We start from the raw sequence: 20807 nt of genomic DNA, 5'->3' as shown, positions 1-20807 counted from the left end.
ATGATGAGATCTTTTTGTTTCCTGATTCTAGTGTGCCTGGGAAGTATGCCGTTGCGGGCGCAGGAAGTAAGCGCGCCGATAGCTGATCCGGAAGAGTGGGCAAACCCGCTGATTGGCACCGACTCCGATCACGCGTTGTCCAACGGTAACACCTATCCAGCCATTGCGTTACCCTGGGGTATGAATTTTTGGATGCCGCAGACGGGTAAGATGGGAGACGGATGGGCGTACACCTACGACGCTATTAAAATCAGAGGATTCAAACAGACTCACCAGCCTTCGCCCTGGATGAACGACTACGGCCAGTTCTCCATCATGCCGATTACCGGCAAGCGGGAGCTGAACGAAGAAAAGCGCGCCAGCTGGTTTTCACATAAGGCAGAGGTTGCCAAGCCATACTACTATAGCGTGTACCTGGCCGACTACGATGTAACCACCGAGCTGGCTCCTACCGAGCGGGCTTCCATTTTCCGGTTTACATTCCCTGAAAGCGATCAGGCCTATATTATTCTCGATGCCTTTGATAAAGGCTCGTACGTAAAGATCATTCCGAACGAACAAAAGATTGTCGGCTACACGACCCGCAACAGCGGCGGTGTGCCCGACAACTTCAAGAACTATTTCGTGCTGAAGTTTGACAAGCCTTTTACGCTCGCCAAAGGTTGGGATAAATACAACGAGACAGACGCGCTCGAGGTAAAGGCCGAGCATGCCGGTGCTGTTGTAGGCTTTAAGACCCGCCGTGGCGAGCTGGTGCATGTGCGCGTAGCATCTTCGTTCATCAGTGCAGAGCAGGCTGAGTTGAACCTGAAGGAACTGGGCAGCGACAGCTTTGAAACGGTGAAACAAAAAGGCAAAGCTGCCTGGAATAAAGAGTTGACGCGCATAGCCGTAACCGGTGGAAGCATCGATCAGCTGCGTGTATTCTATTCATGTCTGTACCGCTCACTGCTTTTCCCCCGTAAGTTCTTTGAATTCGATGCGCAAGGAAAGGTCGTACACTACAGCCCCTACAACGGCCAGGTGCTGCCGGGTTATATGTTTACCGACACCGGCTTCTGGGATACCTTCCGCGCCATGTTCCCTTTCCTGAACCTGATGTATCCTACGTTGAATGCGCAAATGCAGGAAGGTCTGGCAAACGCCTACAAAGAAGGCGGATGGTTGCCCGAGTGGGCCAGCCCGGGCTACCGCAACGTGATGGTGGGTAACAACTCTGCTTCCGTTGTAGCCGACGCATACCTGAAGGGCGGACGGGGCTACGATATCAACACCCTGTATGAAGCTGTATTGAAAGATGCCAACAACGAAGGCCCGCTGACGGCTGTTGGCCGCGCCGGTGTGAAATACTACAACGAGCTTGGCTATGTTCCATACGATGTTAATATCAACGAGAATGCTGCGCGCACGCTGGAGTATGCGTACGACGACTTCGCCATCTACCAGTTGGCAAAAGCCCTGAAACGTCCTCAGAAAGAAATCGACCTTTTCGCCAAGCGATGCCAGAACTACCGCAACCTGTTTGATAAAGAGACCGGCTGGATGCGGGGTAAAAACAAAGACGGTAAGTTCCAGGCTCCGTTCAACCCGGTGAAGTGGGGTGATGCCTTTACCGAAGGCAACAGCATGCACTACACCTGGTCGGTATTTCACGATATCCAGGGTCTTGTCGACCTGATGGGCGGTAAAGAGAGGTTTAATGCCAAACTCGACGAGGTGTTTACCATGGCTCCCACGTTCGATGAAAGCTACTATCGCGCGGTGATCCACGAGATTCGCGAAATGCAAATCGCCAACATGGGTCAATATGCACACGGCAACCAGCCTATTCAGCACATGATTTATCTGTACAACTTCTCAGGCGAGCCCTGGAAAACACAGTACTGGGTACGTGAGACGATGAATCGTATGTACCTGCCCACGCCCGATGGCTACTGCGGCGACGAAGACAACGGTCAGACTTCTGCCTGGTATGTATTTTCGGCCATGGGCTTCTACCCGGTATGTCCAGCCACCGACCAGTACGTTGTAGGAGCTCCGTTATTTAAGAAAACAGTCGTGACGCTGGAGAACGGCAAGAAGATCACGCTGAACGCACCGAAGAACAGCGCCGAGAATCGCTACATTTCTTCGCTGCAAGTTGACGGCAAGCCGTATACTAAAAACTGGCTGAGCCACGCAGCGCTGCTGCAAGGCGCTACGCTGGATTTTGACATGGCCGCTGAGCCGCAGAAACAGCGTGGTATCACCAAGGAAGATGCGCCGTATTCATTTTCAATAGAGAACGCTCCGACGACCACCAAGAAAAAGAAATGATCGTACAAAATTCATTTAAAAAACAAGTTCTGACAGCGCTATTAGCGCTGTCAGTGCTTTCAGCCGTTGCGCAGCAGGAGAAACTGGTGCCCTATGTCAACCCGATGATCGGTACGTATAAGATGGGCCATACGTATCCAGGCGCGACCGTACCGTTTGGCATGGTGCAGCTTAGTCCCGATACCGACACGATACCGTATGAAGCCGAGGGCAAATACAATCCACTGGTGTATAAATACTGTGCGGGGTATCAATACGACGACAAGACTATTGTAGGCTTCAGCCATACGCACTTTAGCGGCACCGGCCACTCCGACCTCGGTGATTTCCTGGTGATGCCTACCACGGGGCCCCTGCAGCTGAATCCCGGCACGGAGGAGCATCCGGAGAAAGGCTACCGCTCGACTTTCTCGCACGAAGAAGAGCATGCCGAAGCGAACTATTACCGCGTGAAGCTAACGGAGCCCGGCATTGTAGCGGAGCTTACCACGAGCACCCGCGTAGGCTTTCACCAATATACATTCCCGAAATCAGATCAGGCTCACATCATCCTGGACCTGATGCACGGTATCTACAACTACGCTGACAAGAACGTATGGACCTTTGTGCGCGTAGAGAACGATACCCTCATTACCGGCTACCGCCAGACGGCAGGGTGGGCGCGTACCCGTACCGTTTACTTTGCCATGAGCTTTTCGAAGCCGTTCGTGCAGTACGGTGCCAAGGACTTCTCTAAGCCCGACGTGTACAAAGGGTTCTGGCGCAAGTTCGATCAGGAACATAACTTCCCCGACCTGGCCAGCGAGCAGCTGCGCATGTACTTCGACTTCAAAACTACCGAAGGCGAAAAGATCAAGATCAAGTTCGCATTGTCACCGGTCAGCACCGCCGGGGCATTGGCCAACCTGAAACAGGAGATTCCCCACTGGGATTTTGAAAAAGCAAAAGCCGATGGCCAACAACGCTGGGAGCAGGAGCTGCAAAAGATTCGCGTAAAGGCGGCCACGCGTGGCGACCTCGTGAACTTCTACACCGCCCTGTACCACACATTCCTTGGTCCGACGGTATACAACGACGGCGATGGTCAATACCGCGGCCTCGATCAGAACAACCACACCGCACACGGGTTTACCAACTACACCACCTTCTCGCTGTGGGATACCTACCGCGCGCTGCACCCGTTCTTTAACATCATCCAGCCCAAGCGTAACGACGACATGGTAAAGTCCATGCTCGCGCACTACGACCAAAGCGTACACAAAATGCTGCCCGTGTGGTCGCACTATGCGAACGAGAACTGGTGTATGATCGGCTACCACAGCGTATCGGTGATATGCGATGCGATCATCAAAGGGAACTTCACAGGCGATGTCAATCGTGCGCTGGATGCCTGCGTGGCCACTGCCCGCTATCGTAAATTTGACGGTATTGGTTATTACATCGACCTGGGGTATGTGCCGGAGGACAAGAACTCTTCGTCTGTTTCGAAGACGCTGGAGTATGCGTATGACGACTGGTGTATTGCGCAGGTTGCCAAGAAGCTGAACCGTCAGGATGTGTATGCGGAGTTTCAGAAGCGCTCGACCAACTGGCGCAATGTATACGATGCCAGCACCGGGTATATGCGTCCGAAGCTGAGCAACGGCAGTTTCCGGAAGGAGTTTGATGTGCTGAGCACGCATGGTCAGGGATATATTGAGGGAAATGCCTGGAACTATAGCCTGTATGTGCCGCACGAGCCTGACCAGATGATTGCTGGTATGGGGGGCAAGAAACGCTTTGTGCAGCACCTCGATTCGTTGTTTACGATGCACCTGCCGGATGAGTTCTTTGCGGACACCGAAGACATCACCCGCGAAGGCATCATTGGAAATTACGTACACGGCAATGAGCCGGCGCACCATGCTGCGTACCTGTATCATTGGACAGATCAACCCTGGAAGACACAAGAGCGCACGCGGATGATCCTGAAGAAGCAGTATCAGCCTACGCCCGATGGGCTTGGTGGGAACGACGACTGTGGACAGATGAGTGCGTGGTATATTTTCACGACGCTTGGGTTCTATCCGGTGGCACCAGCGTCAGATCAGTATATTGTGGGAAGCCCGGCGATTCAGTCGGCTACGCTTACGTTGGAGAATGGGAAGACGTTTGCGATTGAAGCGAAGAACCAGAGCGATAAGAATGTGTATGTGCAGAAGCTGGTGTTGAATGGGAAGACATTGAATCGGCTGTATTTGACGCATGCGGATATTACGCAGGGTGGGCAGCTTACGTTCTTTATGGGGGCGAAGCCGGTTAAGAAGTAAGTAGTAGACAGACTATATTAAAAAGGGGCTTTGGTTGAGCCCCTTTTTTATGTTGTAGCGCCGGGTTTCGGAAGTCTCCTGTATGTTACTAATCCCCTTAAGACTGGACCACTGGCGTTTGCTCAAATACTTTAGAGAAATGCGAGAAGGTCTCGTTTGCTGCTTGGATCATGTCAGCTTGCTGTGATTCAGAGACAGCTTCGCGATTCATGATGGCTACAAATTTTTGCCACATAGGGCCAGTGGCCTCGCCGTAGCCTGAGAAGAATGATACGCCGTCGGTAATGCCGCCTTTTTCCAGCATCTTGACGATAATGCTTCCTCCCATGATGGAGCCTTCCATCACGTACAGTGCGCCCAGCGCCTTCACATGATTGTCAATTACTGGTACCGTCGTGGCCGGCAAATCTTCCGTCGTACTACCCAGTGCGAGGATGTCGTTTTTAATATAGATCGAGTTCCGCCGCTCTTTATAATCGGGCAGCAGACTTTCTGTGATGTACAGTGCAATGGCTTTTTCTACGTGGTTGAAATATGCATAGAAATATTTCAACAGTGCGGCATAGTCAGCGTTGGAGCGTATGCTTTTAAGGCGCTGCACTACTTGTTTTTCCAGGGCGACGTGCGCGTCTTTTGTGGCTTCTTTGATGTTGGTGCTTACGTTGGTTTTTGCTTCCATATAGTGTTTATATATTTTTTCGAATAGGGTTATCAATTTCTGGTTAGGGTTCTTCTCGTTTCGATCAGACCGGTGTGCCGGGGGGTGGTGTTGATGGTTTGTGGGTGTTGCAACGTTGTGCCCGATGGCAGCCGGCTGCTTCCTGTGTGTGATAAGGCTGTGGCGAGGCTGGCTTCCTGCGGGTCGCCGAAATTGTGGGTGACATCGTCGGATGCTACGATGTCGGGGGGCAGCCCGTTGTAGTAGTCGCCGTCGCCGGTGGCGTTGGTGATGTTAAAGGTAGGCATCCAAAGCATATATTGGTCGATCGTGACCGGGAAAAAACCAACGGGCTTTCCGTACGACGTAGTGCCCACCTGGCGTATGCGCAGGTGCGGGCGGAGCGCGTGAATGACGAGCTCGCTGGCAGATGCAGTTTCGGCCGTGGTGATGAAGGTTACGTCGGTGATGGTTTCGAGCGAGCCGTGTTTGGCGAGGGTATAAGTATTGGCTTCGGGCGAGTAATCGACATCGGCGTACGTCGCGTATCTGCCTTTGTAGAGGATGGCGTTACCGTTTGCGTCCAGTAGCCGTTGCCGGGTGAGAATGGGAGCTTGCCGTTGTTGTAGGAGCGCGTTGTAGTGCTCGGTGTAGAGGACGGCTCCTTGCAGGCGTGTCGGGGCCAGGAGGCCGAGCAGATATTCGGCTGTTTCTGTATAGCCACCGGCATTGTAGCGCAGGTCGATGATCAGGTGCGTGATGCCGGCCGTAGCGAAAATAGCAAAAACATTGTCCAGCGATGCTTGCGCGGCGGCGAGTGGTGGGAAGGAGTTTAGCACAAGGTAGCCGGTGGTGCCATCAGGCGCGTCCAGTAGCATGTGTGTTGATACGGGGTCAGCGGTGTAGCTAGCTTGTGATAGTATTATTTCTTGTTCTTGTCCGTGTACGGTAATCGTTAAAGAAGGATTGATCCAGGCTTTCCGGATGTTTTCGAGGTCTTCGTTCGATTGAATGTCGATCGCTTGTCCATTAACAGTGATTATGTGTTGGCCGCGGTAGAGGCCGGCCGTGGCAGCCGGAGAACCGGGTAGTATTTGACGAATGTATAGCTCTCCGGTGCTGAGTACAGCGGTTTCAAGGCCAAATCCGTATATGGACTCGTTCAGCGGCCCGGCGTTTGCGCGACCCGTTGGGGAGGCGTCGGAGACGTATTGTAGAAATGAATATTTCGGTTGGCCGGGCCGGGCTGATGTTTCGTAGGGCTGGCCCGTGGCGGGATTAGTAGCGTACTGCGTAAGGGCGAAAAGCTCCCGCTGCAGGTTTTCGATGTTATCGCCACCGGCCACGTATTGGCGGGGATTGACGGTTGTATAATCCGGAAGGGCGTCATACCACCGGTATAGTTCACGCGCGTAGAGAAAGATGGAGTCTGCCGTTTGCTCTGCGCGTGTGCCCGACGGAATTTGCAGACCGTTGTCGTCATCATCCTGACACGCGCCTGCCACGAGCAGCATGATGCTGAACAGGATGGCGAGCGGGCAGAAGCGATGAGACGTTGACTTCATGTGTATTTTTTTATTAAGAGAACGTTCCGGCCCGGAGGCCAGAACGTTCATAAACCAGCAACCAGCTTCAGGGAGCCGCCTGAAGCCTTTGATTAGAGTTGTTTGTAACGGAATTTCAGATAAGGATAGTTGTTCGGAGGGGTAGCCGAGTTGGGGATACCACCCTGATAAATATCCTGGGGTTCGACTTTATACTTCACGCCGGTGCTGGTGTTGGTGATCACCAGTGTTACACTGCCACCGTTGTCAGCCAGCGGATATACAATGTGGTTCACGATGTTGTAGTTGTACCAACCTGGGTGCAACGGATTTACCGTAAAGGAAGTCGGCGTGCCCATGGTGATGTTGTTATACCCAAAGGCGCCGGTTACGGCCGTTGTCGCTGTGCTGCTGGTAACGGAATTGAAGTTGGTGCTGGTATACGCCAGGGTATAGCCCGACGCTACCGTGATGTCGCCGTTGGCAGTACCGGCAAAGCGCAGTACGTAGTTCGACGACGTGCCACCATCGACAAGGTCAAACCGGTAATAATACGTAGCGTTGGGTACGTGCGGGTCGGTGCCGGTGCCTGGTGTGCCCTGGAAAAAGTCCTCTACGTAGTATACGCCGGTGTTGTCGAGGCGTACGGTGCCAAAAGTGGAGGCCGACGTAAAGCTTACGGCGGCGCCGCCGGCGATCGGACTCGCCGCCACGGTTTGATGCTTCAGGGACGGATCGGTGGGAGCGATCTCGTCTTCCTGACATGCGGTGAAAATTACGGCCAATGCTACTGCGCATACGCGTGCAAAGCTGTTCATGCTTTTTACTAAATTGCGTCCGGTTTCCGGAGCGGGAGTTGATGTTGTTTTCATTGTCTTTAAACGGTTCAATGTTTACGATTTATTTTGCTTCGGAGATTGGAAGAGCCGGGCAGTCGCAATGCCCGGCTTCTTCGTTTTCTTCGAAGATTGCGGCTACGATAGACAGTTGCTGGTTTTTATCTTTCGCTACCCCGTGTTCATGGGTGCTGGCAGTTTCATACTAGTTTTCCTGTTGTTCAGTGACGATGAGTTGCGGGTGTACGTTGGGGTATACATTCAACTGATATGTGTAGTCCACGTTGCCGGAGAAAAGGTCAATGATGCCCGGTAAGATCGTGTAGTATTCCCGGGCAGGCATATCGTCGGGCACGCGGTAGGTCACTTCAGTCGGTGTGGAGCTGACCTTTGCGAGGGAGTAATATTCCTCCGAACCGTCTTGTACCATGACGCGGGCATCGTCCAGTTGCCGTAAATACTCTCCCGTCAAGGTGAAGGCCTCGCCGGGGTGTACCGTAATGGCATGGGTAATAAAGTCAAAGGCTGGATAGCGGTATCGGATGTACAGCACGGCGTTGGAGGTTGTGACTGTTCGTACGCCGGTGACGACTTTGATTTTGTACCAGCCGGTGTCCAGGGCGGTGGTGCCTTCTTCCGGGAGCTGGATCAGTATATTCGAGCCGAAGCCGGTGCCGAGCCCGTCGACAATGGTGTCGATTTCCATCTGTGTCTCTTCGCCGTCGGCGGCAATGAGCGAGATCGTTGTACGACTGGCGTCGAGCAGGATGTTCGTGCCGCGAATATCGGCCGGCTGCCCAAACGATACAACTGCGGGATTCTCGTCATCCAGGGAGAGCGGTGGCTGGTTCACGATAACTTTTACGGTATACGTAGCCGTGCTGCCATCTTCTGCTGTAACGGTATAGGTAATATCGTCGTGCAACGGTATCGGTGTGCCGGAGGTAGGCGCAATGGTGGCTTTTTCGGAAACTGAGAGCTGCGGTGTGATCGTAGCGGGAAGGTCCAGTGTGTGCGGCCAGTACAGCAGGATTTGTCCTTCGGCGATGGCTGCTTCGACCAGCGTGCCATCGGCGGTGAAGGAGAACGTTGTCAGCTCTTTATAGGGGTAGAGAGCATTTTCGTATTCGGTATCGCAGGCGGTGGCCAGAAGCAAAGCCATGGTCAGCCAGGCGCTGTATAAGGTTGCGTGTAGGGAGGAGCGCATACTATATTCTGTTTTCGTTTTCGGTTAGAGTGGTGAAGTGATTTGGATGGGGTTTTTAAGCGTAACCGTTTGGCTATAACAATCGACGCGGATTTTGTACAGGCCGTTGGGCATGGCGGTGTTGAGCGGCAATGTTACGATCAAAGAAATGGATTCGTTGGAGCCGGCATCCGCGGTGGGTATTTCGGTGCCGTCTTCGGCAATAAAGGTGACTTTGGCAAGGCGGGTGCCTTGCGCGGTGTTAAAAATGTTCTTGCCGGTCAGCATCAGACTCGAGTATATGGGGAAGTCTTTATACATCACGGAGCTGTAGAAGGCTGCCGGCGTCTCCGGATCGGTGGTGAGCTCATCCACGATCAGTTCAGGTTGGCGCGTGTCCACCAGTAACGTATACCGCTTGGAGCTTCCACCGGCTGCCGTCACGGTGTAGTATACGGTCGTATCACCCTTGGCAATGGCGGGTACATTTTTTAGCAAGGTGCCGCTGGCCGGGGTAACGGTGGCGCCGTCCGATACGGTCACGTTACCTTCCAGCGTGGAGAGGTAATAAAAATACGGTAGGTATACCTTGATGGTAGAGTCCTGGTCGTTTACGGCGCCGTAGAGCGGCTCGGTGGTATTGGCGACTTCATACGTAAGTACGCGGTTTGCGCGTTGGGCCGGGGGCTCGACGGTCTCGGTGTCAGTACAGGCAGCCAGGAGGCCGAGGGTCAGCCAGACAAAATAGGAGGTGTTCCGAATATAGTTCATAGAGGTTGATCGCTTTGTCAATTAGTTCGCTTCGGTAATGTTGAGATTTTTGGTGCCGTCCTTTTGGATAGCGTACTTGAAGGTGAGGAATCCGGCTTTGTGTGAGCGGTCCGGGTCGGCCGGTGCGTCTTTGTACATGCTATAGAGAATGACCTTCGCGTAGTTGCCTTTGGCCGTGCGCACGAGAATGGGGCGCGGCATGGCGTAACAGATGTGCGCCTTTTCGTTTGAAGGACGGTCCGGGTACATTTGGCCGTAGAAGTCGTAGTAGGCCCAGCCGCTCTTTGTGCCTCCAAAGTAGTCGAGGTCAATGCGCTTGCCGGTCAGGAATTTGTCGTCAGTAATCGTGACGGTGGTCGTGCGGGTGAAGGCATCCTCGAAGAGGCTGCGCGCCGGCAACGCTTTCATGGGCTTACCGCCCTCATCATAATACTGGTTGTCAATGTCTTCGTACTGCAGCAGGTATATGCCGCCTTTGCCCGGGCCGCCGTATCCTGGAGAGGTAGTAGCGGCGCCGTTGTTCGCAGCGATGCTGCTGTTGTAGATACTCAGGAAAGCTAGGTCCCAGTTGCCTGTTTGCACTTCCGATGCGGGAATGACCTTATTTTGCTCCAGGCTAAAGTACAAGGGAGTAGCGTCGCCGGCGGAGGTCGCGAGCGTGTCCGCTGCGAGGTTTGCGACGGTGTAGATGCCGGAGACTGGTTCTTCTTCTTCGGGATCGTCTATCCCGTCAGCGGGACCGGGATCGTCGGAGGAGCAGGCCGTCAGCGCCGCAAAAGCGAAGAGCGCATATAATAAGTGATGGTGCATATCGCGCAGGAAGGAGTATCGCATAGTGTGGGGGTACAATGTGAGTATATAAGTTTAGCGTGTAGAAAGATTTCGGCTGCCGTCTTCTTGCAGGAAGTACCGGAAAGTGAAGTATGGCGTAGGGGTGTTGACCGTTGGGCTCTCGGGGTTGCCCAGGTAGAGGGTCTTCATTTCCAGCTTGGCAAACTTGCCGTCGCCGTTGCGGATGACAATGGTCACGCCGCTGATGGCCGACATGATATGGCTTTGCAGACTATAGAAATACCAGCCTTTATGCCCCACCGGGAAGTCATGCCAGCCGGAAGACGTTTGCTCGGCCATGAAGGCGTCGAAGGCTTCGTCAGAAGGGGCTTCGTCGAGCTCGTCAAACAAGGCGTCGAGTACTACCATGCCGCCCTTGCCGGTACCACCATACCCTGGCGTGGCTTCGATGTTGCCGTTGTTGAAGGTGATGTACGAGTTGTAGATTCCGCTGAAACAGACATCCCAGCTGTTGTCTTGCGCTTTTGCTTCGGGTAAGGTAAGCCACGCGCCTTCGGCATCGTGCGCATTGATGACGGCGTGGTCTTGCAGGTTGAAGAAGATGGGTATGTGTCCCGATTCAAACGTATTGCCGACGGATCCTGGCAGGTCTTTGACATACAGGGTACTGGTGCGCTCGTCTACGCTGGTGTATGTATCCATGGGCGTGAGTACCACGGGAGGCGCGCCGGTCTCGTCGTCGGAGTCGGAGCATGCCGCCAGGAGTACGATGAGCAGGCACCAGGGCGTATAACGGGAGAGTTTTTGTAAGGGGGAATTGTGACGCATAGTTTCCTTTCTACAGTTGATCAATCATTTTTATTAAAACGCCATGACAATGCCGTGATAAATTGCCGGCCGAGCAGGTTGGGAATAAGGCTGTCGTTATAGTCAGTGATGTTATCGCAGATAAGCTGGATGCCCAGCTGTTTTTGAAGCAGTCGTTTTTCGACAGTGGCGTTTAGTAATACATAGCCATCGGCGTATAGATCATAAGGATCTATAAACAAGTTGGGTGCGTTACGGTCGCCGATGCCATACTTGCCGCGGTATGTTGCGCGGAAGCTGGCACTGATGCCCCGCGTTTTGTGCTCATAAAAGATCTTGGCGTTGGCCATGTGGCGCGAGCGGCTGACCAGGTTGAAATAGTCGGAAGGTTTTGCTGTACGAATACGGCCTTCCGTTGTACGTACTTGTTCTTCGCCTTTCTTGATCTTGTCTACGATACTCTGATCTTTCGCGTAGAGCAACTGGTAGCCGATCGCGAACTGCAATCCCGGTGTGATGGTCCAGCGGAGGTTTGTCTCGAGACCTTGCGTGAAGGCCCGGTCGATGTTGCGATAAGAATATAGTTGTGTTCCTTGCCGTTTCACGCCGACGGGATCTTCCAGGATCATGTTGTCGATATTGTTGCGGAACGCATTTATTTCAAATGAGACATCGTCAGCGGGTTGTAGTACAAAGCCGGCGTTAAAGGAGAGCGAGTGCTCGGCCTTCAGGCTGCCCACTTTTTCGGCTACGGGGTAGAGCTCGAGAATTTCACCGTTTGCTTGCAGGCGTGCCACTTCCTGATCGAAAACAGCGGCGCCGAGTACAGTGTATCCAGCCGAGGGATTGGTGAAGGAGAGATATAGTTGCTGGAAGCTGGGGGCTTTAAAGCCTGTGCCGGCCGTTGCTTTGAGTATGAGCCAATCGTTGACGGCATATCGTACGCCAAAGCGTGGGCTTACTTGCTGACCGTAGAGGTTGTGTATGTCGTATCGTACACCGGCCAGGATGCCGATCTTGTCGTTCGGTGTGTAGTGGGTTTGAAAATAGGCAAAACCAGTTTGCATATCGCGCCGGTTACCGTAACGGGAGGCCTGCAGTATTTCGGCGTTGCCACCCATACCGATGGTAGTTTTTAGCGTACGCCACGGGTTATAGCTGGCAAACGACTCCAGGCGGTGGAAGTACTGTTGGAATTTATTTTCATTTACCCGTATGTCGTTGTCGAGATCGGTAGAGGTAGCCCGGGCTGTGTATTGGGTGAAGTAGTATTGCGTTTGCATGTCGATCTTCCCGCGAAACGTGTTTTGCAGCATGGCGGAAGCATTTACATCCTGTTCTACATTCTTGTCTTCACGGCGACCGATGCGATCCATGTCGTACTGATTGTGCTGTTGGCGCGAGGCAAACCGCGCGGAGCCCGTCAGGAGTGTCGTCGGTGCCAGGCGGTATTGTGTTTTTCCCTGTAAGGAATAGCTATTGAAAGGCGGTAGTGTTTTGCCGGGCGTGTCGGGTGCCGCATCAAAGCCGTCGGTACGATAAAAATTGGTCGAGATGGAAGTGATCGCGCGTTTGTCGAGCCAGGGCATGCTGCCGTCGAATGTGGCATCGAGTGTTTGATTGCTGCCGTAGCGCAAAGCAGCTGTTCCGTGCGGGTGATCAGCAGATTGTTTACGCGTGATGATGTTGACGACACCGGCCAGCGCGTCGCTTCCATAGATGGCAGAAGAGGTGCCTTTAATGATTTCGATGCGTTCGATGTTGGCAACGGTGATACGGGAGAGGTCGAGAATACCCACCGAGTTGCGGCCGATGAGGGGCTGGCCGTCGATCATGATCATGGTATACGAGGCATCAAACCCTTGTACTTGTAGTCCCAGCGCACTGGAGGCGCCGCTCGGGTCTGTTGTCAGGGCGAGGCCAGTTTGCTCTTGCAGCACTTCGTGCAGGCGACGGCTCCCCATCATTTCCAGCTGCCGGCCTTCGATGATCATAACGGGCATGGGCAGATCGCCTACAGGCACTGCCGTACGGGTAGCCGTAGACGTCAGGGTGCGGTCTGCGGTGACGAGCACCTCGTTCATTTGTACCGTGGCCTCCTGCAGGGTAAAGGCAAGCTGCAGTGTTTGCCCAGGGGATATGGCGAACGTTTTCTTTAACGGTTCATACCCAACCGCGGTGGCGATCAATACGCACGGCCCGGCATCGGGTACGCGAAGTGTAAAGGCGCCATTTTCGCTGGAAGTCGTGCCGTACGGTTTACCTTCCACGCGCACGGTGCCATAGGGTATCGGATCGCCTTCGGCCGTCGTCAGTTTTCCATCGATGTGGGCACAAGCCGCAACCAATAATACTTTGCTGCCATGCACTTGTATGCTGCCCAGCGTATCGCGTAGCAGGTCGGCGAGCACATCCCGTAAGGGTGTGTCGGTATAGTGTATTGTAACACGACGGTTTCCACCCAACAAGGTGCTGCTATACGAAAAGGAACAGCCTGCCTGACCGGCGATAACATCGAGCGCATCGCTCAACGCCGTATCATTCAGGCGCACGGTGATCTTCTTATCGAGAATGCTATAAACCGGTATGTTCGCTGCCGCGGTCTGCAGGCTCATTACAACGAGGCAGGCGCAGACCGCGGTGGACCATACCGACGGGTATTTCAGAAAACGTGTTGTTATTGCTACCATGGATAAATCTTCCTTAGTATAGGATCAGTCGTTTGTCGTTCAGATCATATTGACATTGCATCACCGTGCTAAGCTCTTTCAGCACAGCCACCAGGGCAGGGTTGTTGTTGAACCGGCCGGTAAAACGATGTGTAGCCAGTTTTTTGTTCTGGATATGTACCGGCACGTTGTACCAACGCGCAAGAATAGTGGCTACCTGGGATAGCGGTTGATCTTTAAAGATCAGTGTACCGTGTCGCCAGGCAGTATAGTTTGCGGCGTATACGCTTTGCACCGAGAGTGGCTTGCCGTTCGGTATACAGACAACACCCTGGTCGCGCGTAAGCAGTACGTGATAACCGGCAGCGTCGGATACCCGCACTCTGCCTTCTTCTACTGTAACGGTCGTGCTGATATCGTCCGGGTAGGCTTTTATGTTAAAGACAGTGCCGAGTACACGTACGGTTGTTCTGGACGTCAATACAGAAAAGGGACGTGTGGCGTCTTTGGCCACTTCCAGATAGGCTTCGCCGGAGAGATGAACAATACGTGCGGTGTCGGTGAATTTATCTGGTATGGTAAGCGTGCTACCCGAGTTCAGGTGCACAATAGTACCGTCGGGCAATGTCATGCGGATCTTTTCACCACGGGCGGCCTGCATCACGCGGCTGGCGCCTGGCGTAGGTTGCGTATCGGTAATGACAAGTGTAGTGCGGTATTGATACACGATACCCACTGTAGCGGCAAGGAGCAAGAGGGACGCTGCGATTTGCAACGGCAGCCATCGGTGTACAGCCTTTTTGGATTGCGTTGGCGGCTGCACCTGTTTCCAGAGATCATCGTGCAGCGCACGTTTGTCTATGCTGTGAAAGATTTCTTTGTCGTCGGGCAGAGGCGGTGGAGCATTCTTGCCGGCGAGGGCCCGGATAACGAGCGCCTCTTCTTCTGGCGTGCAGAATCCTTTGAAATATTTCTCCAGCAGTTCTGGTGTAATGTTTTCCATACGCGGCGGGTAATGCCTACGTATGACTATACCCCAGGACTACTATGACCACAGTGTAGTTTTTGGGGAAATTGAGGCTTTTCTTAAAAATACCTTTGATAGGGGAGGTGGGTACCCTGTGGCCGTCAGACGTTAGGTTGGGATAGGGTTGCGATATGTCACCCATAGCTCAGGGATAGCTATGGTATAGCTTTGATACGGGTAATGTATGGCTTTAGTACGGCTTTGATACGGGTAGACCCCCTTTGAACCGCGGTTTTAATGCCTGCGAAGATGGGGGATATTACGATTCCTGCAGCTCTTTCGCCAGATACCGCAACGCGTTTCCGATATGATATTCCACTGTGCTGGTCGAAATATTCAGCCGTTCACTGATCTGCTTGTGCGTCAAATTCTCCGTCCGGCTCATTAAAAACACTTTTTTACACTGACAGGGAAGCTTATCCACCAGTTGGTCCAGGCGGTCTTCCAGCTGTTGGTATAGCACCTGGTTTTCGGTGCAGTTTTCTTCGCCGCAGTAGTCGAGGAAAAAACAGTCGAGGTGGCGCTTTTCGGTTTGCCGGTTGCGGTAATAATTGTAGGTCTGGTAGCGGGCGGCTTTGCCGAGATAGTCACTGATGGTGCCTGGGACTTGTAGTGTCTCGCGACGTTCCCAGAGGGACTTAAAAATGTCTTGCGTCATTTCGCGCGATTCTTCGCGGGTGCGGGTGCCGCGATAGCAGGCAGTATATACCTGGTCCCAATAGCGATCGAAGATGATCTTAAATGCCCGCTCGTCGCCGGCTTGGAGCAGGTGTAGGAGGCGTTCGTCGCTATAGAGGTTTAGTAATGACAAGGGGTCGCCGGTCTTGTTTCAGGCCGGCAATATATCATTATTTAGAAGCGGTTTAAATTAGGTGCTGTAAAATGACCTTTAGAGAGTAGAAGGTCTACCCGATATATAGTAAAGAAGGGACGAAATGTTACCGTTCGCCGTGTAGGCATACGCCGCTAGGCAGTGTTGCGGCCTCGGAACTTCTTACGGGCTTTGGCAATCTCGGCTTCGTGTTTCGCGGCCCATTCACCCAGGCCCATCATCACATCCAGCAGGCTTTTGCCGAGTGGGGTGAGCTGGTATTCCACACGGGGTGGAATCTCGGGGTATAATTGGCGAGTCACGAGTCCGTCTTCTTCCAGGGAGCGGAGGGTGACGGTCAGCATGCGTTGGGAAATGCCCGACACGCGCGATTTGAGCTCGTTAAATCGAGGGCTGCCGGCATAGCCCAGGTTGAGGACCACCAGCATAGACCACTTATTCGCGAAGTGAATCAGGAAATCATGGACCGGACACAGACCATTAGCCTTCTCCTCGAGAATTTTTGCAATTTTTTTTCTGCGTTCAACTGGTTGATTATCAGCAATAGTTACCCCCATGTGCCTTACGTAAGTGTTTGTCTCTGCTTGTACTGCTGGTGGTTACCAAATAGTTTTGAGTTACTTTAAGTAACCAACTTATATACAAATCTATGAAAAAAAGCGTATTGGTCACCTTTTTGCTGTTGTCAGGTGTAGTCGTCTTCGGACAAACCTGGACCCTGGACAAGGCACACTCTAAGCTGGGCTTCAGCGTTACTCACTTATTAGTTTCTACCGTAGACGGCAGCTTCAAATCAGTGGACGCGAAGATCACTTCAAGCAAAGCCGACTTTACAGATGCTGTGTTTGAATTGACAGCTGACGTGAACACCATCGACACGGACAACGAACAGCGTGACGGTCATTTGAAAAATGCTGATTTTTTTGATGCAGCGAAATTCCCTTCTCTGACATTCAAAAGCACTTCGATCAAGAAGGTAGCGGAGAAGAAGTACAAACTGGTTGGTGACCTGACCCTGCACGGCGTTACTAAGTCGGTTACATTAGACCTGACACTCGGTGGTACTGGCGTACACCCGTACTCGAAGAAGACCATCGCCGGCTTCAAGGCTACGGGCACGCTGAAGCGTTCTGACTTTGGCATTGGCGCAGGCACTCCGAGCTCTGCTGTAAGCGACGAAGTGGAGCTTATCGCTAATGGCGAATTCGCGAAAGACTAATCTCGAAATTTCGTCTTATGAGAAGAGCCATTCCTGAGGGGATGGCTCTTCTTTTTTATCGCGGTGGTAAGAGGAATTGCATCGGAGAATATTCTACAAATTGTTGAAAAAGTGTGTAATAGATAACCCACAACGGCACACTTATGTTTAACTGTTTTTGGCCGCGTTAAATACAAAAAGGCTGCTTTGCAGCAGCCTTTAAGTCACCTAACCTAACCATTATTTATCCTTATTCTCTATTCTAAGGCTTCTTTAAATTAAAAATCGCTGTTACTGTTTGTTTTACGGCGATCTTTCTTTTCGTGAACACTTTGTTAACGTGTTACGCCCGTTATTACTAAAATTCTGTGCCAACCTGCTCTTTACAACGTCTGCAGTCAGAGGTTATTGCATTGGAAATAAAAAAATGGTTCTGTTTTAACCCGTACCTTTGAGCGAATGTCTACGCTTAAACGATCGGGGTCGGCGGATCTTCCGCTGCATTACGGGGCCGTGCCACCGTGGCTCGCCGCGCGTATGAGCAAGCTGGGGCTGGCCATCACCGAGGCGATCCTGGCAGAATACGGTAAGGCCGAAGTACTTCGACGCCTGAGCGACCCGTTCTGGTTTCAGAGCCTGGGCTGCGTGCTGGGTATGGACTGGCATTCATCGGGCATTACGACCGCCGTCATGAGCGCGTTAAAACGGTCTATCAATCCACACGCAAAAGAACTCGGCATTTACATCTGTGGCGGCAAAGGCAAACAGTCGCGCGAGACGCCCGCGGAGCTGCTGCAAGTAGCCGAACGTACCGGGCTGCCGGGCGACTATCTCGTACGCTGCAGCAAGCTGAGCGCAAAAGTTGACAACACCGCCGTGCAAGACGGCTTTCAATTATACCTGCACTCGTTCATCGTCAGTGACGAAGGACAGTGGGCGGTTGTGCAGCAAGGCATGAGTCCTGCAAGTGCTACTGCGCGTCGTTATCATTGGCACTCGGCATCGCTTCAATCTTTTGTCGATGAGCCACACGCCTCTATCTGTGGCGAAAGCCAGGGGCAGATCTTAAATATGGTAGCGCACGATGCCTGCGGCGCCCGCACGTCTATCCTCGGGATGACACAAGAGTCGCCGACAGCCATGATGCGTGAGATCCAGCAATTGGTGATGCCATCGCACCACGATGTGCGGACAGAAGACGTTGACTTGAAGCGTTTGGGCGCCATGCTCTGGCTGGCTCACGAGAAAACCCCGAAAGATTTTGAAGAGCTGTTATTGCTGGAAGGACTCGGACCGCGAACATTACAGTCCCTTGCATTGGTAAGCGAAGTGATTTACGGTACGCCGTCGCGCTTTACCGACCCTGCGCGCTTTTCATTTGCACACGGTGGCAAAGATGGGCATCCGTTTCCTGTGCCGCTAAAGGTATACGACGAAACGATCTCCACGCTGAAGGTAGCCGTTGAGCGGGCGAAGATCGGGGAGACCGATCGCCAGCAGGCCATTCGCAGCTTATCGGAGCTATCCTATCGCGCCGAGAAAGATTTTATGCCAAACACCAATTTAGAAGCGGTGATCGAGAAGGAGCGGAACGAATCATGGAAACACGACGGGCGCACCGTGTTTGGTCGTGCCAAGCCGCCGCGGGGCGGACAGTTGAAGTTGTTTTAAGATGCCAATAAAAAAAGCCGTTTGGACGTGTGACGGCTTCTTCTTTTTAACAGGTTGTTGCTGTTAATAGATAAACCTTTTCAGCATGTTCTCGATCTCTTTGTAGAACAGCTTTTCGTTTCCTTCAGAAAGGGCCGCGCTGCCGGTCGCCTGGAAGTCGTCGAGGATGGGTTTGTACCACTCCACGTCTACGGGGGCGATCAGCATCTTCTTCAATTCTCCTTTGATAAACTCCACCTTCACCGGCGAAAGGTCGGTGATCTTGTAATGATCCGCTACATATGCCGCGAGGCTTCGTTCATCCAGAAAGTCTTTGATCAGGTCGTTGCGTAGCTTACGAATGACGTCGACAATGTCGGTCGCTTCGTTTTCAGTCGTTGAAAAAGTCTTGGGGTTGCTCATATCTGGAGGCATAATTAGAAAAATGATATAAAATCGAGGAGTACTATTTTAAAATGTATTTTAATATATTGCTGAAAGGGGCGCGTTTTTATCGAAGGCCAAATTGCTCATTGACAATCATTTCGCGAGCACGTCGCACGACCAGAAAACTTTGTGCCATGCCGTGTGCGATGAACCACGCAGCTTTTTTTAGCTTTGGCGATGGAGCTTGCACAGCGATGACTACGTTCGGGGGTGTTATGTTCCCAATTTCATATGTTTCTACTAAAGAATTATTTAATGGCTTACATGAAGAATATTGTTTTGTTTCTTTTCTGCTCGTGTGTGGCATGTTCGGTAGCGGCACAATCATCCAAAGCTGCCCCCGGCAATCCGGTGTTTCCGGGCTGGTATGCTGACCCTGAAGGAATTATTTTCGGCAAAGAGTATTGGATCTATCCCACCTACTCGGCGCTATACGAAGAACAAGTATTTTTCGACGCCTTTTCATCACGCGACCTCGTGCATTGGAAAAAGCATCCCCATGTGCTCGACACTGCCAATGTAAAATGGGCACACCGCGCGGTGTGGGCGCCATCGATCATAGCCAAAGACGGTAAGTATTATATGTTTTTTGGCGCCAATGATATTCAGAATGACCAGGATCACGGTGGTATCGGCGTTGCCGTAGCCAATCGTCCCGAAGGTCCCTTTAAAGACCTGCTGGGGAAACCCCTGATTGATAAATTTCATCACGGCGCACAGCCCATCGATCAGTTTGTCTTTAAGGATAAGGACGGTTCGTATTATCTTTTCTATGGGGGCTGGCGTCATTGCAACGTCGCCCGGTTGAAAGATGACTTCACCGGCTTCAAGCCCTTTGACGATGGTGAGGTGTTTAAGTCGATCACACCCGAAGGATACGTGGAAGGACCCTTCATGTTTATCCGCAACAATAAATATTATTTCATGTGGTCGGAAGGCGGCTGGGGAGGCCCCGACTATTCGGTAGCCTATGCCATCGCCGACTCGCCCTTCGGGCCCTTCAAACGTATCGGTAAGATTCTGCAGCAAGATGCCGCCGTTGCCACGGGAGCGGGGCACCACTCGGTTATGCATGACGAGAAAAAAGATCAGTGGTATATTGTCTATCACCGTCGTCCGCTGGGCGATACCGGTCGCGACCACCGGGTAACGTGCATCGATCGTATGTATTTTGACGAGCAAGGCATGATAAAGCCTGTAAAGATCACACACGAAGGCGTGGGCGTTTCGCCGCTGAAGTAATCGACGCGACTAGGGCACCAATACCAGGGGAATGGCAAGACGGGCTACCAGGTCGTCAAACATTTCTTTGTTCACGACGTGCATGCTTTTATCCATGACAAGAAACGAGACGTGATTGTGGCGTAGCTGGTCCGTGATACGGTCGGCCATAAAACCAATCTCCATCTGAAAGTCGTACGACAACAACGGGTCCGCCAGGTATTCTTTTTCGAGCAGCTGAAAATGCTGCAGCGAGTCTTCTTCGATTTTCCTTTTCATTTCCAGTGCGTGGCCGTGCGTGGCTTTAATGAGCCGGTAGGTGTAGAGAATGGTGAGGTGCTCGTCAAACTGACGGGCAAGGCTGGCGGCCCACCGCAGGGCGTGCAGCGATGACTCCGAAAAGTCAACTGCGCACAGAATCCGGTTGCCGGTAAGGGGGATATCTTCTGTAGGCGTTTTCACACGATGCTTATTCACATACGAACTTAGGCGTCTTTTAAACGGTTAGGGCCGATTTAAGTCAATACTGAAGCTGATTTTTATC

Annotated in this window: 18 protein-coding genes; 5 read left to right on the top strand and 13 right to left on the bottom strand. The window is 52.5% G+C overall.

What is annotated here, in order from left to right; genetic code table 11:
• Positions 1–2316, top strand: a complete 2316-nt coding sequence (locus tag KK062_RS12360; protein ID WP_262899208.1) for a GH92 family glycosyl hydrolase — start codon at positions 1–3, stop codon at positions 2314–2316.
• On the top strand, positions 2313–4625 hold the full coding sequence (locus tag KK062_RS12355) for a GH92 family glycosyl hydrolase (RefSeq protein ID WP_254084610.1): 2313 nt from the start codon (positions 2313–2315) through the stop codon (positions 4623–4625). Before KK062_RS12360 ends, KK062_RS12355 begins: the two co-directional genes overlap by 4 nt.
• Before the next feature lie 97 nt (positions 4626–4722).
• Here the strand turns inward: KK062_RS12355 and KK062_RS12350 are convergent, their stop codons facing one another.
• From KK062_RS12350 to KK062_RS12300, 11 genes are all read right to left on the bottom strand, one after another.
• On the bottom strand, positions 4723–5304 hold the full coding sequence (locus tag KK062_RS12350; protein WP_254084609.1) for a biliverdin-producing heme oxygenase: 582 nt from the start codon (positions 5302–5304) through the stop codon (positions 4723–4725).
• Positions 5305–5336: 32 nt separating this feature from the next.
• Entirely contained in the window at positions 5337–6848 is a 1512-nt protein-coding gene (locus KK062_RS12345; RefSeq protein WP_254084608.1) for a S41 family peptidase, read from the bottom strand.
• 92 nt (positions 6849–6940) lie between these two features.
• On the bottom strand, positions 6941–7699 hold the full coding sequence (locus KK062_RS12340; RefSeq protein WP_254084607.1) for a hypothetical protein: 759 nt from the start codon (positions 7697–7699) through the stop codon (positions 6941–6943).
• 169 nt (positions 7700–7868) lie between these two features.
• On the bottom strand, positions 7869–8870 hold the full coding sequence (locus tag KK062_RS12335; protein ID WP_254084606.1) for an SGBP N-terminal domain-containing protein: 1002 nt from the start codon (positions 8868–8870) through the stop codon (positions 7869–7871).
• Positions 8871–8894: 24 nt separating this feature from the next.
• Positions 8895–9620 carry an SGBP N-terminal domain-containing protein gene (locus tag KK062_RS12330; protein ID WP_254084605.1) on the bottom strand — a complete coding sequence of 242 codons (726 nt, stop codon included), beginning with the start codon at positions 9618–9620 and terminating at the stop codon, positions 8895–8897.
• A 21-nt stretch (positions 9621–9641) separates the two neighbouring features.
• The gene (locus tag KK062_RS12325) at positions 9642–10454 is read right to left on the bottom strand and encodes an HmuY family protein (protein ID WP_254084604.1); all 813 of its coding nucleotides are present in this window, start codon (positions 10452–10454) and stop codon (positions 9642–9644) included.
• Positions 10455–10484: 30 nt separating this feature from the next.
• A complete protein-coding gene (locus KK062_RS12320; RefSeq protein ID WP_254084603.1) occupies positions 10485–11240 on the bottom strand; it encodes a hypothetical protein in 756 nt (251 codons plus the stop codon).
• A gap of 20 nt (positions 11241–11260) precedes the next feature.
• On the bottom strand, positions 11261–13909 hold the full coding sequence (locus tag KK062_RS12315; protein WP_254084602.1) for a TonB-dependent receptor: 2649 nt from the start codon (positions 13907–13909) through the stop codon (positions 11261–11263).
• Between the two features lie 13 nt (positions 13910–13922).
• Entirely contained in the window at positions 13923–14891 is a 969-nt protein-coding gene (locus tag KK062_RS12310; protein WP_254084601.1) for a FecR family protein, read from the bottom strand.
• A 283-nt stretch (positions 14892–15174) separates the two neighbouring features.
• The gene (locus tag KK062_RS12305) at positions 15175–15726 is read right to left on the bottom strand and encodes an RNA polymerase sigma-70 factor (RefSeq protein ID WP_254084600.1); all 552 of its coding nucleotides are present in this window, start codon (positions 15724–15726) and stop codon (positions 15175–15177) included.
• Between the two features lie 155 nt (positions 15727–15881).
• Positions 15882–16304 (bottom strand): winged helix-turn-helix transcriptional regulator, encoded by a 423-nt coding sequence (locus tag KK062_RS12300; protein WP_254084599.1) that lies wholly within the window; start codon positions 16302–16304, stop codon positions 15882–15884.
• Positions 16305–16396: 92 nt separating this feature from the next.
• Here KK062_RS12300 and KK062_RS12295 point away from each other — a divergent pair, with 92 nt between their 5' ends.
• Positions 16397–16966: a YceI family protein gene (locus KK062_RS12295; RefSeq protein WP_254084598.1), complete on the top strand. Its 570-nt coding sequence runs from the start codon at positions 16397–16399 to the stop codon at positions 16964–16966.
• Between the two features lie 438 nt (positions 16967–17404).
• Positions 17405–18616, top strand: coding sequence for a DUF763 domain-containing protein (locus KK062_RS12290; RefSeq protein WP_254084597.1), 1212 nt, complete (start codon positions 17405–17407; stop codon positions 18614–18616).
• Positions 18617–18679: 63 nt separating this feature from the next.
• On the opposite strand, the gene KK062_RS12285 is transcribed toward KK062_RS12290, so the two are convergent.
• A complete protein-coding gene (locus KK062_RS12285; protein ID WP_254084596.1) occupies positions 18680–19018 on the bottom strand; it encodes a hypothetical protein in 339 nt (112 codons plus the stop codon).
• A gap of 288 nt (positions 19019–19306) precedes the next feature.
• Here KK062_RS12285 and KK062_RS12280 point away from each other — a divergent pair, with 288 nt between their 5' ends.
• Positions 19307–20284 (top strand): glycoside hydrolase family 43 protein, encoded by a 978-nt coding sequence (locus KK062_RS12280; RefSeq protein ID WP_254084595.1) that lies wholly within the window; start codon positions 19307–19309, stop codon positions 20282–20284.
• A 9-nt stretch (positions 20285–20293) separates the two neighbouring features.
• Here KK062_RS12280 and KK062_RS12275 read toward each other — a convergent pair whose 3' ends face one another.
• Positions 20294–20725, bottom strand: a complete 432-nt coding sequence (locus tag KK062_RS12275) for a universal stress protein (RefSeq protein ID WP_254084594.1) — start codon at positions 20723–20725, stop codon at positions 20294–20296.
• Positions 20726–20807 lie beyond the last annotated feature (82 nt).

It is taken from the genome of Dawidia cretensis, from assembly GCF_018598175.1.
Classification (GTDB): Bacteria; Bacteroidota; Bacteroidia; order Cytophagales; family Cyclobacteriaceae; genus Ohtaekwangia; species Ohtaekwangia cretensis.
This window is presented reverse-complemented; position numbering and strand designations above follow the sequence as displayed.